The organism is Rhizobium aouanii (assembly GCF_037002925.1).
Classification (GTDB): Bacteria; Pseudomonadota; Alphaproteobacteria; order Rhizobiales; family Rhizobiaceae; genus Rhizobium; species Rhizobium aouanii.
The window spans coordinates 39859-54400 of the sequence record NZ_JBAMYD010000028.1; the positions used below are offsets into that span (position 1 = coordinate 39859).

General features: G+C 60.9%; 12 protein-coding genes and 1 pseudogene. 8 read left to right on the forward strand and 5 right to left on the reverse strand.

Features of this window, described 5'->3' with window-relative positions:
* Window positions 1-23: 23 nt before the first annotated feature.
* The 8 genes from V8P77_RS32555 to V8P77_RS32590 all read left to right on the forward strand — a co-directional run bounded on the left by V8P77_RS32555 (window position 24) and on the right by V8P77_RS32590 (window position 9469).
* Window positions 24-1181, forward strand: a complete 1158-nt coding sequence (locus V8P77_RS32555) for a glycosyltransferase family 4 protein (RefSeq protein WP_335916405.1) — start codon at window positions 24-26, stop codon at window positions 1179-1181.
* Window positions 1171-3267: a putative glycosyltransferase family protein gene (locus V8P77_RS32560; RefSeq protein WP_335916407.1), complete on the forward strand. Its 2097-nt coding sequence runs from the start codon at window positions 1171-1173 to the stop codon at window positions 3265-3267. Before V8P77_RS32555 ends, V8P77_RS32560 begins: the two co-directional genes overlap by 11 nt.
* Window positions 3264-4151 carry a DUF6492 family protein gene (locus tag V8P77_RS32565; protein ID WP_335916409.1) on the forward strand — a complete coding sequence of 296 codons (888 nt, stop codon included), beginning with the start codon at window positions 3264-3266 and terminating at the stop codon, window positions 4149-4151. The genes V8P77_RS32560 and V8P77_RS32565 overlap by 4 nt, the downstream gene beginning before the upstream one ends.
* The gene (locus tag V8P77_RS32570) at window positions 4148-4975 is read left to right on the forward strand and encodes a hypothetical protein (RefSeq protein ID WP_335916411.1); all 828 of its coding nucleotides are present in this window, start codon (window positions 4148-4150) and stop codon (window positions 4973-4975) included. The genes V8P77_RS32565 and V8P77_RS32570 overlap by 4 nt, the downstream gene beginning before the upstream one ends.
* On the forward strand, window positions 4968-5969 hold the full coding sequence (locus V8P77_RS32575) for a glycosyltransferase family 2 protein (RefSeq protein ID WP_335916413.1): 1002 nt from the start codon (window positions 4968-4970) through the stop codon (window positions 5967-5969). Before V8P77_RS32570 ends, V8P77_RS32575 begins: the two co-directional genes overlap by 8 nt.
* A 2-nt stretch (window positions 5970-5971) precedes the next feature.
* Window positions 5972-7354 (forward strand): polysaccharide biosynthesis protein, encoded by a 1383-nt coding sequence (locus V8P77_RS32580; protein ID WP_335916415.1) that lies wholly within the window; start codon window positions 5972-5974, stop codon window positions 7352-7354.
* Between the two features lie 16 nt (window positions 7355-7370).
* A complete protein-coding gene (locus V8P77_RS32585) occupies window positions 7371-8549 on the forward strand; it encodes a glycoside hydrolase 5 family protein (protein WP_335916417.1) in 1179 nt (392 codons plus the stop codon).
* A 416-nt stretch (window positions 8550-8965) separates the two neighbouring features.
* Entirely contained in the window at window positions 8966-9469 is a 504-nt protein-coding gene (locus tag V8P77_RS32590) for a hypothetical protein (RefSeq protein WP_025393705.1), read from the forward strand.
* A gap of 14 nt (window positions 9470-9483) precedes the next feature.
* Here the strand turns inward: V8P77_RS32590 and V8P77_RS32595 are convergent.
* From V8P77_RS32595 to cysN, 5 genes and pseudogenes are all read right to left on the reverse strand, one after another.
* Window positions 9484-9585 (reverse strand): annotated as a pseudogene (locus V8P77_RS32595) (quinone oxidoreductase); the annotation flags it as partial.
* A 46-nt stretch (window positions 9586-9631) separates the two neighbouring features.
* A complete protein-coding gene (locus V8P77_RS32600; protein WP_335916419.1) occupies window positions 9632-11917 on the reverse strand; it encodes a PBP1A family penicillin-binding protein in 2286 nt (761 codons plus the stop codon).
* Between the two features lie 34 nt (window positions 11918-11951).
* Window positions 11952-12107: a hypothetical protein gene (locus V8P77_RS32605; protein WP_335916420.1), complete on the reverse strand. Its 156-nt coding sequence runs from the start codon at window positions 12105-12107 to the stop codon at window positions 11952-11954.
* The gene (locus tag V8P77_RS32610; RefSeq protein WP_335916421.1) at window positions 12104-12745 is read right to left on the reverse strand and encodes a peroxiredoxin-like family protein; all 642 of its coding nucleotides are present in this window, start codon (window positions 12743-12745) and stop codon (window positions 12104-12106) included. The genes V8P77_RS32605 and V8P77_RS32610 overlap by 4 nt, the downstream gene beginning before the upstream one ends.
* Window positions 12746-13044: 299 nt before the next feature.
* Window positions 13045-14541 (reverse strand): sulfate adenylyltransferase subunit CysN, encoded by a 1497-nt coding sequence (gene cysN / locus V8P77_RS32615; protein ID WP_335916422.1) that lies wholly within the window; start codon window positions 14539-14541, stop codon window positions 13045-13047.
* Window position 14542: the final 1 nt, after the last annotated feature.

The following is a 14542-nucleotide window of genomic DNA, read 5'->3' on the forward strand; positions in this document are numbered from 1 at the left end:
CTGGATTGAATTGGCGAGGCCGCATGATGCGCATTTTGATGCTCAGCGCGAGATACCTGCCTTTTGCCGGAGGAACGGAAACCCATGTAAGCGAGGTTGCAATCAGGCTCGTGCGCAAGGGGCACACGGTGACGGTCTTGACGGGCAATCCCGACGGCCTTCTTCCGGTAGCGGAAACCCGAGACGGCGTACAGATTGTCAGGCTGAGGACGTTTCCCCGTGGGCGGGATTGGTGCTTCGCCCCCGGCGTCTTCAGGGCGGTCGCCGAAGGGGATTGGGACCTGATGCATGTTCAGGGCTACCACACCTTCCTGGCGCCGCTGGGAATGGCAGCCGCATCGCGCAAGGGCCTTCCTTTCGTGGTCACCTTTCACAGCGGTGGCCATTCGTCGCGATTTAGGTCTTCGATCCGACGCTTCCAACATAGAATGCTTGCGCCTCTGGCTGCCAGGGCAGCGCAACTCATTGGCGTGTCGCGGTTCGAAGCGGATCTATTCAGCCACAATATGGCAATCGCGAGAGACCGGTTCATCGTTATCCCCAATGGCGCGCGCCTGCCGGAAAAGTCCGGGCGGCGACCGGCTTCACCTCACGACAGGCCGCTGATTGTCTCGCTCGGCAGGCTGGAGCGCTACAAAGGTCATCATCGGGCGCTTGCTGCATTTCATGTGCTGGCAACGAAATTCCCCGATATGCGCCTTCGGATCCTAGGGGAGGGCCCCTATGAGGCAAAGCTGCGTCAGCAGGTGGCCGAGCTCGGGCTCGGCAACCGTGTCGAGATCGGGGCAATTCCGCCGACCGACCGGTCCGCAATGGCCGATCTTTTGTCTTCGGCCGCTCTTGTCGTGCTCCTCAGCGATTATGAAGCTCATCCCGTGGCGGTTATGGAGGCGCTTTCGGTCAAGGCTCCGGTACTGACCACCGACACATCCGGCTTTCGGGAGCTGGCTGAGGAGGGCCTCGTGCGATCCGTTCCGCTCAATGCTTCGCCAGACGTCACCGCGCGTGAAATGCTCGCCGCCATGGACGCGGGGCCGATCTCAATTGAGACGAGGTTGCCAGACTGGGACGATTGCACGGACCGGCTGCTGAAGGTGTACGGACACGTACTTTCGCATCCGCAGCCTGAACTGCGAACCGGTCCGGCACTGCTTGGAGATTTGAAGCACGATGACTGTTAAGGGGCGGGCTTCTCCAGGCCGGCAGAAGGCCTACCAGGACGGAGCTTATCGTCATGGCTATCCAGGAAGGGTTTCCATTCCACGCGTCGATCTGTGGATCGCCGCATTTCTAGGCCTGCGCAGGCAGGACAGCGCGGTCGGGAGCGTTGCCGATCCTTCGTCGCTGGGGATGTCGCCGGTCTTTGCCTTCCTGTGCAGCTGCGCCCTTGTTGTGGCCGCTCTTGCTGCAAATGCCAGTCGGCTGGGAGAGAGCTGGGCGGTTCCCACGTTCTATTGCGCCATCGCCGCGATCTTTCTCCCCGCGGCGGCGCGAATCATCCATCCGGGAGCCAGCCGCCTGGAGCGCTTGGCGCTCATAGTGGTCGTGACCTCGGCCCTCTTCGTGGTACGCGTCATCCGCGCGCCCGTCGCCTTCGTAGACCATGACGAATTCCTGCACTGGGCGACGGTGAACGACATTCTGGAGGCGGGGCGGCTGTTCCTGCCCAATCCCCTTTTGCCGGTCAGCCCCCTTTATCCCGGGCTGGAGCTCATAACGTCCGCCTTGGTCAACCTGTCCGGACTGTCCGTCTTCGCGGCAGGCCTCATCGTATTGGCGGCCGCACGGATGATGCTGATGCTGGCGCTCTTCCTGCTCTTTGAGAAGATCACGGGCTCGGCACGGATCGCCTCCATTGCCTGCCTGATCTACATGGGCTCGTCCGCGTTTTTGCTGTTCGACGTCCACTACTCCTATGAAAGCCTGGCGATCCCCATGCTTGCGGCGGTACTGTTGGCTTCGGAAAGCCGACGCATGGAGCGAGGCGGCACGGCAGGCTGGTCGACGGTCGTCGCCACCATCGTCCTCATCGTGGCACTCGCGGTTACTCATCATCTCACCTCCTATTTTTGCATGGCCCTTTTGTGCGGCACGGCGGTGATGGAATGCCTGAGGCAGGGCGCGTCCGCTATGCAGAGGCGGCAGGCGATCCTGCTGGCCTCGATCGCCGTGATTGCTCCGGTCGCCTGGTCGAAGATCGTAGGCAACCCCACCGGCAGCTACATCCTTCCGGTACTGGCAGGCGGCATACACGAGGTAGTGCAACTCGTCTCGAACTCGACCGCGACACGTAAGCTTTTCGTGTCGGACACGGGAGCCTTGGCGCCTGCGTGGCAACGTTATCTGACGATGGCGGGCGTCGCGCTGATCTGCCTGGGCCTTCTCACCGGCTTTCTCCGCTCGCTCGTTTTCAATGGGCAGCCCCGGAATGCCAGCATCCTCTGGCCGCCGACCAGATGGCGCCTGTGGCGGTCAAGCCTTCTCGTCGTCCTCGTTTTGGTGACGCTGGCCTATCCTGTCAGCATCATCTTCCGCCTGACGCGCAGTGGGTGGGAGATCGGCAACCGCATCGGCTCGTTATCCTTCCTCGGCGTCGCAATTGTCGTCGCGGTGGCCGTCGCGGCGTTCTGGCACGGCACGTCGCGTGGCTGGCTACGCGCAACGGCGCTTGCCGCCGCCGCAACAACGGTGCTGATTGGTGGCGTCATCAGCTCCGAGGGGCCACGTATCCTGGTTCCGGCCGGCTATGAAGTGTCGGCCGACTCCTCGTCGATAGAACCGATGGGGATCAGCGCCGCAAAGTGGACCAGGGAATGGCTGGGCGACGACCGGCATTTCGCAACCGACCGGATCAATCGCCTGCTCCTGTCCACCTACGGCCGGCAAAAGGTCTCGACCACGCTTGAGAGTGGGCAGGATACAGGCATGGCCATCACCGCTGCCGATCTCGGCCCGATGGAACGCAAGCTGCTGATCGACTCGAGAGTCGGCTTCGTCATGGTCGACCTGCGCATGACCACCGGCCTGCCCGGCGTCGGCGTCTATTTCGACGGGGGCGCGCAGGACCGAAACCACATGGTCCCCCTCCAGCCGTCGTCGCTGCTCAAGTTCAATTCCGAGCCCGATGTCGACCGCACCTTCGACAACGGCTTCATGGTCATTTTCGATGTTGGGCGGCTCGGGAAAACGCGGCAGCCCGCAGCCCCTCCTAGGCGGACCGGAGAGCCGGTGCAATCCGTAGGACGACCAGACGGAGATTTGCAATGATCGATAGCCGTATCGACGCTTTCATGTGCGTCCATTCGCGGGACATCGAATATTTGCTCGAAGCGTCCCTTCGCTCCTACCAGCAGCATTTCCCCGACAAGGGAAACCTGACCATGGTCACCGACAACCCGGCCGCTTTAAGAGCCTTCCTCGATGCGAAGGGTCTCGTGCCCGGCGCAGGCGTCACCGGCGACAACGACTGGCTTTCGGCCAGCGAACTGGAACTTCCCGGCTGGTTTCGGCAGCAGATCATCAAGCTGCGCGCCTTCGAATTCTGCCGGACCGAGCATTTCTGCAATCTCGGTGCGGATACACTGCTGCTGCGGCCCATCGCGACGACCGATCTGATCGACCGGGGCGACCCGGTTCTCTATTATTCCAGCCACAGGCTTCCCGATCTGCACTACCGTTTCGAGAAGCAACGGTTGCGCAATGTTGCAAAGATCCTCGGCGTCGAGCCGGCCCGGTCTTTTCGCTACGTCGATTTCATCAACGATTTCTTCTGTTTCAAGCGCGAATGGCTCATCGCGCTGAATGACTACATCGCGTCGAAACACGGCTCAAAACCCTACGTCGAGCTGCTCCAGGGGCTCAGCGCGACAAAAGACCAGACACGGTTCGGGGAATGGACGCTCTATTCCGTCTTTCTGCTCGATGTGATGCACCAATCGCCGACGATGCGCGATGCGCGCGGGACCTATCTGACGCAGATCCATAGCCGTCTCGGCCTCACTCTGAGCCGGCTGGACAGCAAGATCGTTCATCTCGTCCAGAAATCCTTCGACCCGAACGTGATACGGCAGAAGCTCATGAAGGTGAACCCGGGCGCCGCGGAGATCATCGGCGCGACGGCATGGGCGGATGCAGGAGCTCGTCCCCGATGATGGCCCGCCGTGTCTTTCTGGGAATCATTCCGCTGTGGGTTCTTGCCGCTGCGTTGGCCGTAACCTGGCTGCCCGAAACCTTTTCGACCTGGGAGAAGGCCGCCCGCCTGGTGCTCTGCGCGCCGCTGATACTGTATCTCCCGGGCCGCATGCTGGTGGACACCCTGCGCATAGAGGGCGATATGGTCACGAGGGGGACGCTCTCGGTGTTCCTGAGCTTCGCGGCCTGCATTTTTTGTGGGCTTCTGCTGCATGTCGTTGGGCATCTCGATGCGCGAGGCTGGGTATACGCGCTGGGCCTGACGACTATCGCCGTTCGGTGGCTGAACGTCGTTTTGCAGCTCGCAAGGCCGGTTCCAGCCATTCCCTGGGCTTGGCCCGGCCGTCGTTTTGGGGCCTTCGCAGTTTCCATGATCTTGGCGACGAGTGCCGTCCTCGTGGCGCGCCCGGTCGCGCTTGAACGCAAGCCGTTTCATTTCACCGAGCTTTGGATGGTGCCCAAATGGAACTGGACGAACAATGTGGTAACGGTCGGCGTGCGCAATTCGGAAGACGCCAAGACGCTTTACAGTCTTGACCTTGTTCTGGGCGGCACGTTGATTGGAAAGATGCCAACCTTCGAACTGGCACCTTCCTCCAGCCAAACCTTCGAATTCTCCGTACCGACAAAAACGCGCCCCCCCGCACGGCTGGAAGCCTGGCTCTACAAGGACGGCGACAGGGGAACGATCTACCGCAAGGTCTGGATGACCATCGACACGCTCCAGTCGCCGGCACCGACCGGAATAACCCTTCAGTTCGCTCCGGAGCCGAAAAATGGATGATTTCCAGCACTCCGTGCCCGGCAAGCTCACGACGGCAATCGTCATCTGCTGCTATTCCGACAAGCGCTGGGACATTCTCAACAAAGCAATCGCGGCGGCAGCGCGCCAGGTCCCGGCCGCGGACGAGATCGTCGTCATCGTCGATCACAATCCGGCACTGGCGCTGCGTCTGCGCGCCAAGCGGTTCGAACCCCCGGTCAGGATCGTCGAGAATATTCATCCGCCCGGCCTCTCCGGCGCCCGCAACACCGGGATTTCTGTCAGCCGCGGCGAGGTCATCGTGTTTCTCGACGACGACGCCGTGTCGGATCAGGATTTGCTGGCGACCTTGGTGCGGCAACTGGAGGATCCCTCGGTTCTGGGCGCCGTCTCCGCCATCCGCCCCTTGTGGGAAACAGACCGTCCGTCCTGGTTTCCCGACGAGTTCCTGTGGACCCTCGGCTGCACCTATCGCGGCCTTCATCCGGGGCCGGTGCGCAACCTCATCGGCGCGTCGATGTGCATCCGCCGCTCCGTCTTCGATCATACGGGCGGCTTCGATTCCGGCCTGGGCCGAACGGCCAAGGCTTTGCCGCTCGGATGCGAGGAAACCGAACTCTGCATCCGTGCAACCAAGGCCTTGCCACAAGGCCGTTTCGTTTTCGAGCCATCGAGCGGCAGCGATCACGCCATACCCGCCGATCGCGCGACGTGGAAATATTTCCTCCACCGCTGCTGGGCCGAAGGGCTTTCAAAAGCCAGCCTATCGTTGATGGCAGGTTCCGGCGAGGCGCTGGCATCGGAAAAGACCTATATGACGAGGGCGTTGCCCCAAGGGGTTCTGCGGGGATTTGCTGATGCGCTGCTTGGCCAGCCGAGCGGCCTTCTTCGCGCCGTCGCGCTGGGCGCCGGCCTGGCGGCCACTGCGGCCGGCTTCGCTCTCGGCCGGACCCGCGCTGCCCTTACGCGACCGTTCACCTCCGTTCCTGCTCGCGCTCTCGAACCGGTGGAATAGGCATGATGACCCTCAGCGCCGCCATGACCAAGGTCCGCAGCCTCCTGATGAATCAGGCGGTTTTGCTCCTCAATGCAGGCATGCTGGGGCTTGGAACGTTGATGACGGCCATTCTCGGCTTCGTCTACTGGTGGTTCGCGGCGCGTTCCTTCTCGGCCGAAGCTGTCGGGCTCGCCGCCGCCGCCATATCGTTGATGAATCTCCTCGCGAATCTCGGGGAAGTCGGTCTCGGGCCCTTTCTGATGGGCGAGATAGGCCGTCAAAAAAGAGCAGGCCCGTTTCTGACGGGCGCCCTCCTGGCCTCGTTCACCGCCTCCATCATGATGGGGCTGATCTACCTTGCTATCGCTGCCTTCACATCGACGCAGCTTGGCTCGATCGTCGGTTCCTCGGCGACCGATCTCTTCTTCGTCGCCGCTTGCGCTCTGACGGCCGTGACCCTCGTGCTCGACCAAGCCCTGGTCGGCCTTCTGCGCAGCGGCCTTCAACTGGCCCGAAATGTCGTCTTTGCCGCCAGCAAGCTTCTTCTGCTGATCGCTCTCGGCCTGGCACTTGGCCGGGCGACCAGCGGACTGGCGATCTTCACCACGTGGTTTACCGGGCAGCTTGTCTCGCTGGTCGTCGTGGCCGGGCTTCTTGTTTATGCCGGCAGGCGCGTTTTCCACCGGCCGGAGATCCGCGCCTTCCGCCCGGTGCTCGGACAGGTTTTCGGCCATCATACGCTCAGCATGGCTGTTCAGGCGCCGGCGCTGCTGCTGCCCTTCGTCGTCACGGTGATGCTGTCTGCTGAGATCAACGCCGCCTTCTATGCCGCCTGGACGGTGCTGAACGTTGCGCTTCTCGTCCCTGCGTCACTCGCCTCGGTGTTGTTTGCCATCGCTCTGCGGGAGCCGGAGCTATTTCCTGCGCGCCTGCGCCTGTCGCTCGGCTTGTCGATGCTGGTCTGCGCGGCGACCGCCTTGGCGTTCCTCTTCCTGTCGCGCTTCATGCTCTGGATATTCAATCCCGCCTATGCTGTGATTGCAGGAAATGGCCTCCAGTTTCTTGGCGTTGCCGCTTTCGGAATGGCGTTGAAGTATCATTATCTGGCGGTTCAACGTGTCCGACGGCGCCTGGGTCTTGCCACGCTCGTTCTGACCGGCGGTGCGGTGCTGGAGATCGCGGCCGCCGTCGGTGGTGCGCAATTCGGGATCGCCGGTACAGCCAACTTCTGGGTCATTGCGGTTTCGCTGGAGGGCCTGTTTCTGTGCCCGGCATTGTATTGGGCCACTCGGCACACTGCGACGCAGTCCACCATCGCGCCATCAGCGGCTGCCGGTGTCTCGACATACGGCAGCAATTCCCTCGATCAGACAGACCAAATCGGAATTGCGTCACGGGCTTGAAAGGGAGTTTCTTCGCATGAGGCCTATTCACCATTTCCGGAATTTCGCTATCGGCGCTGCGGCGCTGGCGTTTTTTTGGTCTGCTCAAGTCGGATCTGCGGACGCACAGTCATCTGGGCAATCTTTCGTCACGACGAAAGAGGGGGGCTTTCTGCTGGACGGCAAGCCATTTCGCGTGGCCGGCGTCAACAACCATTATCTGACATTTGGCTCGCCAGGCGAAGTCACCCGCGTGTTGGACGATGCCACGGCAATGGGTGCCAATGTGGTGCGCACCTTCCTGCAACCGGTTATAGGGTCGCTGGATGGCCGGGTGCCGACGATCTGGAATTCAAAAAGCACGGCCGATTCCAGCAATCTGGGCACCAAGGGCATCTATATGATGAGTTGGGATCCGATAACCAACAAGATGGTTCCCAATGACGGACCCGACGGTCTGCAAAAGGTCGACTACCTCATCGCGGAAGCGGCGAAGCGCAAGCTCAAGCTGATCCTCGCATTCGTCGATTTCTGGGCCTACACGGGCGGTGCGCAGCAGATGAATGCCTGGTACGGGAGTTCGGACAAATACACCTTTTTTGCCGCTGATCCGCGAACCCGCCGCGATTACAAGGCATGGGTTCGGCATGTTCTGTCGCGCGTCAACACGATTACAGGTGTGCGCTATTCCGACGACCCCACTATATTTGCCTGGGATCTGGCCAACGAACCTGACATCCATCCCAAACCGCTCCTTCATGAGTGGGTGTCGGAAATGTCAGCCTATGTCAAATCCCTGGCACCGAAACAGCTGGTAACGACGGGCCATGGGAACATGGAACAGAAGCTGGCGGATATGAACATTCCAAGCGTCGATTTCGGCACGTGGCATGGCTACCCGTCCTACGTCAAAATGAGCCATTCCGATTTCGATGCCCGCATTCGCGAATACTGCGCGATCGGGCGAAATATCGGAAAACCGGTGATCCTGGAAGAATTTGGAATTCCCCGATCCGATCCCGATCAGGCAAAAGCCTATGGGACTTGGCTGAACACGATCGCCACGTCGGATTGCGGAGGCTGGGTGGTCTGGCGGCTCACCAGCACCCAGGACTCGGGCCTCTATCCTGAGGACGACTACGACAAATTCGACATCCATAACGATGGAAGCCCTGCTTGGCAGGCTCTGCGCGACGCGGCCCTCAAGCTTCAATAATCAGGCCACCGGAGCCATTCCGCCGTCCAGCATTTGTCGTCTTGAGCGATGGATCGGGTACGGCACCGCGTCTATTCTTTCCCCTGGACGAAGATGTCGTCCGAATACCGCTGGCACTTTTCGGCATCATGCTCCAGGGGTTTCATCCGCAACATCGTCGCATACAAATAGACCAGTGATAGCGATCTCGACACGCCAATATATTGACCTAAATGCTTCCATATTTTGTTGCGATCTAAACTGAGTCTCCAGCTTCGCCGAATATTCGCGGTATATCCAGGATATCGGGGACAAACTGGAGATTTTCGAAGGTCAGCAGTTGGTAATATGAATAATGCGGACGGCTCGCTCCCAGAAGCGGTATCGTATATTGGATCATCATCGGGCTATCCCGATTCGAAAGAGGGATTCCGGCAGTGAACTCTTCACGCTTTCTCCAATCAATCGTCGAAGCCGAATCCAATGATACACGCCTGAATTTCGCCCGCGCCGCGATTTTTCAGCTTTATAGTGCTTGCCTGCCAACCGGTTCTGCGCCGGCTCAATTTTCCGTCGAACTCACTCTATCTGAAGAAGAAGCGGTCACATTCATCGTGCGGCCGTTCGTCAATAAGGTCGAAGCACTTGGCGGGCTTGTGAAATCCCTGTTTTCGACAGACGCGGAAACCGTACTGCGAGCCGTCCCATGCAGGGTGGAGGATAAGGTTGGATCCGGCATTGGATTGATACTTTTCGTCGACGATGAGCCGATGATTACCATCGGATCTCTTGCAGATGATAGCGGACTGTTTCTTCGCCAGATCGAGCCGGCATCCAGGAATACCTCCGGGGTTGCCACAATCGGTGCGGTGGTAGGCCAACGACTTGCCAGTGTGGTTCCTATTCCGACTGGATCTCTCGATCTGCGTAAGCCGAAATAACGGACGCTGACCGATCAAGGTATCAGCAGGATAGCGCCAGCCGAACGTCCGGATTTCTTCTCTTCGTGAGCCTTCGCAGCATCGGTCAAACGATATTCAGCACCGATCTGCGAAACGGGCGTGAGGCAAGGATGGCCGGTGCTCGATCTCTGCCGCATCACATCACTTTTCACAAAGCCGTCGGCCGCCGGAATAGGGCTGATAAGTACAATCGGACGGCCGAAATGAGCGGTAACTGCGCGAACAGGCGGTGATATTACAGGATTGCGGTGCGCCTTGGCCATCGACTACTGCTTCGGTCGATCGCACTCCGTTCAGCGTCGGTTCGGTCGTTGCCTCACGCATGAAGTCCCGCCAGATATGCGCTGGCAGGTCGCCGCCCGTCACCCCCTTCATCGGCGCGTCATCATCATTGCCGACCCAGACACCGACGACGAGCGCGTCCGTGAATCCGACGAACCAGGCATCGCGATTGTTCTGGCTCGTGCCGGTTTTACCGGCCGCAAACGTGCCGGGATCTGCCCCACGTCCAGTGCCGCGCTCGACCACCAACTGCAGCAGGCCGAGGAGGTCGGACTGGTAGGGCGAAAGATCGACATTCGGTTTTGCTTGTGAGCCAACTCGAAACGTCTTGGGCTGCCCTGCCGCCTGGAAGTCGATGATGCCCCAGGGCCTGACGGGTGCTCTGCCGAGTTGGACGGACGCATAGGCGCTGGTGAGGTTAAGCAGATTTACTTCTGATGTGCCAAGCGCCAAAGATGGCGTGTTTGCCAGTGGCGCATCGATGCCGAGTTCACGCGCTGCGGCTATCACATTGTCCAGCCCTACCTCTTCGGCAAGTGCCACTGAGGCGGCATTGAGCGATCGCGCGAACGCCTCGGCAAGCGTTACCCAGCCGCGATAATTGCCACCGGAATTTTCTGGCGACCAGCCATCGATGTCAATTGGCACGTCCGGAACCCGGTCAGACAAGGTGAGCCCAGCCTTCAATGCTGCGTAATAGACGAATAGCTTGAAGGTGGAACCCGGCTGGCGCATCGCCGTGACGGCGCGGTTGAACTGGCTTGCCTTGTAGTCGCGCCCTCCAACCATCGCTACGACCGCGCCGTCGGGCGTCATAGCAACCAAGGCCGCCTGCGATGCTTCGACTGTCTTTCCCTCACTGTCCAGAGCTCTTTTCACGACCCTTTCGGCGATCTGCTGCAACCGCGGCACCAGCGTGGTGCGCACCGTCGTCGAACCTGGCGAGGAGCCGGCGATTTCGCTTGCTTGCGGTGAAATCCAGTCGGCAAACCAGCTTCCGGAGCGCGGCGTGGGCGTCGTTGGGTGCAGCCTGGCAAAGCTCGTTTTGGCCTCCGCCGCCTGTGGCTCGGTGATCTTGCCATTGGCTGCCATCGCGTCGAGAACGACCAAGGTGCGCTGCCGGGCGCCTTCGAAATTGTCGATCGGATTCCATTGGCTCGGCGCCCGCAGCAACCCCGCCAGCATCGCCGACTCCGGCAGGTTGAGTGCGCCGATGTCCTTGTTGAAATAGATGCGCGCGGCGGCAGGCATCCCGGTAGCGCCCGCGCCAAGATAGACGCTATTGAGATAGCGCGTCAGGATTTCCGCTTTGCCGAGCTTCCACTCCAGCCAGAAGGCGATGACGACCTCCTGTATCTTTCGTTTTATGGTTCGGTCGCTGTCGAGGTATTGCAGCTTGATGAGTTGCTGGGTGATCGTGCTGCCACCCTCCACCACCGCGCCAGCCTCCAAGTTCCGCAGAAGCGCCCTCCCGATGCCCCTGGGGTCGACGCCGAAATGATCCATGAACCGGCGATCCTCGATCGAAAGGACGGCATCGATCAGATGGGGCGGAAACTGGTCGTATCGCGCATATGGCCCTTGATAAGGTCCCTGTCTTACCAACGGCGCGCCGTCGGCGGTTTCCAGCACGACGACCGGCTTTAACGTTCCATCCCGGATTTCGCTCCAGGGCACGTCTTTCAGTGCCCACACCAGCACGCTTCCTATAAGGAGGCAGACAAGCAGGGCCAACCCGATAGCGAACTTCCGCCAGCCCGCAAAGAACGGAGCGCTTCGTCGACTTTCACGTGGGTTTGAACGCTGACCGCGCCCCACTTTGACCAAAGCACTCGTCATCCACTTGTGGGGAGCGGACGCGATTCCAGGCCGCATCGACCTCAGCTTCGTCCTCCAAGACAAGGCGGCCGTCTTGATCTTTGCCAAAGCAGAACTTGCCTGCAAATCTTGGCGCAGCGCACGGAATAGAGTCCTGGCGGCCCGTCGAGTTTGGCCGAAGGATCCGTTGGGCGGTGGCGAGTCGTCGGTTTGAGTGCTTCCCGGCGGATCCGAGGCGGCCACCTGCGCCGGCAAATTTAGTGTCTGATTGCGACCCGAGCTCGAGCTGCTAACGCTTTCATCTGAGGAGTCGGGAGAATTGGGCATCGATTACCGCGAAAAAGCCAACGCACAATGACCTTTATAGCCGGGTGACGCGGAGTGTTCCACCGCAAAAGGCCGCAACGGTTCCGAGGAGTTTCCGGGGCTCGATGCCCTCGGGCTGCAAGGCAATGATCTGCGCGTCGAAGGCAAGCCCGACTTTCGGCTGGGCGTCGAGCGAGGCTGTCTTTGTCAATGCACGACTCTGGAAGCGACCGACATCAATTCCTCAGAATTCGGTGCCTGGAATGTCTGGAGCCCAGCCTCCAGAACTTCCGTGAAGCTCCAGCGTACGATGCCCTCCCGGTCGATTAGGAACTGACCGACAAGCTGCCCGTGGTCGGCAGTCATCATCTGCTGATCGGCTTCCGTCATCTGATATCCTTCCTTCTTGTTGAGAAATTCGCCCATTGCCATCACGCCCATAGGCTCGGGCAACTCGCCCGGAAGATCGATCCGTATCGCCATGGCCGTGTCTATCCCGACCTCGAGTAAGCCGAAGGCTTGGTGCGAAGCCCGTACCGGGTCGGAAGCAGCAAGAAGATCGGGTATCGGATGGTAACGGAAATAGAGCCGCGCGCGTTCGACCGGGGTGTTTACCACCGCCAGGGATTGGACGCCTTTCTCACGCAGCATCGGATTGAGATATGCCATGGCCGCGACATGGCGCCGGCAGAACGGACAATGCAGGCCTCGAAACAAACCGATCAACAACGGGCTGCGGCCACGAAAATCATCAAGTGCGATCTTCCCCTCGCGCGAGATCGCATCAAGCACGACGTTCGGGACCCGGTCGCCCGGTTGTAGCGGATGGTCGACAGAGCGCGTGGACATGGACAACCTCCTCGCTCGGGGATCAGTCGAGAAAAGGCGCCACGTCAAATGCTTCGAGGTCTAGATTGAGCGTTGCAAGGCCTGACCTCTCGCCTTACCGCATCGCCAGGATCCGATCTAAGAATGGCCCCACATTGGCCCGCGGGCAAGCGGAAAACAGCGAGTCGTGAATTGAAAAAGTCCGTTTTCTGCAAACTCTGATTTTTTAGTGGCCGTGGAGGCCGACAGGGAATCCGCCAGCCCCGCAGCCAGCGGATTCGGGCTGCGGTGAGGGGCCAGTCTTGCTGGCCCCTTATCCCTTAAATATCGCTTGCAGCGCTCGACCAGAGGTCGGCCGCTTCGGCTGCCGTCATGCGCCGCACTTCGGCCTCATGGCTGCGGCTGGCGAAGAGTTCGCTCGCCATGATCTGTTCGGCAAGATCGGCCGGAAGCGAGAGGATGACGCGGGCTTCGCCGTTGTGCAGGCCGCCGAGTTCGGTGCGTTTGCCGGTCACCATGCCGCCGGCGACCGTGTTGTTGGTCTCCGGATCGATCAGGATGAAGGAGCCGGAAAGCCGGTTCTGCTCATAGGGGTCGAAGATCGCCGCTTCGTCGAACACCAGCCGGACTTTGCCGATTGCGTTCATGTAGAGCCGCTGGGCAGCGTTCCAGGTGCCGGTCTTCAGCTCCAGCTGGCTGAGCGGCTGCACCTGCACGCGCTGGCGGCGGCTGCCGCTCTTCAGCCAGTAGCGTTTGCCGGGCTCGATACCCTCGGGCTGCAGCGCAACGATCTGTGCGTCGAAGGCAAGGCCGACCTGCGGCTGGGCGTCGATCGAGACGATCATGTCGCCGCGCGCCACATCCACCTGGCGGTCGAGCACCAGCGTGATCGCGTCGCCGGCAACGGCGGCGTTGCGGACGAGATCGAAGGTAACGATCTTGGAAACATTGGCGACCATGCCCGACGGCAGGATCATGACGCTGTCGCCAGGCTTGACCGAGCCGCCGGCAACCGTGCCCTGATAGCCGCGGAAGCTTTCGCCGGGACGCGAGACGCGCTGGACGGAAAGGCGGAAGCCGACCGTCTGCGACGAGCGCACTGTGGCAAGCTCCAGCGTCTCCACCAGCGACGGGCCGGTGTACCAGGGCATGGCGGCCTGGCCGGAATAGACGACGTTTTCGCCCTTCAGCGCCGACATCGGAATGGCGGTGATCTGCTTGACGCCGAGCGACAGGGCAAATTCCCGGAAGTCATGGCTGATCTTGTCGAAGCCGGCGCGGTCGTAGCCCGTCAGGTCGATCTTGTTGACGGCAAGCACGAACTGCTTGATCCCGAGCAGCGAGGCGATCGTCGCGTGGCGGCGCGTCTGTTCCAGAATGCCGAGGCGCGCATCGACGAGCAGGATTGCGAGATCGGCGGTCGAGGCGCCGGTCGCCATGTTGCGGGTATATTGCTCATGACCGGGCGTGTCGGCGACGATGAAGGAGCGCTTGTCGGTCGAGAAATAGCGATAGGCGACATCGATGGTGATGCCCTGTTCGCGCTCGGCCTGCAGGCCGTCGAGCAGCAGCGCGAAGTCGGGCAGGCCGAGGTCGTTCTGCCTGCCGGTGGAATCGCGCTGCAGGGTGGCGGCCTGGTCTTCCTTGACTGCCTTGGTGTCCCAGAGCAGGCGGCCGATCAAGGTCGACTTGCCGTCATCGACGCTGCCGCAGGTGATGAGGCGCAGCGGCCTGGTATCGCGCAGGGCCTTGAGCGGCTCGGCGGCGGGCAGGCTGACGACGGTTGCGGCCGAGACGGCGGTTTGGGCTGCGGTCATC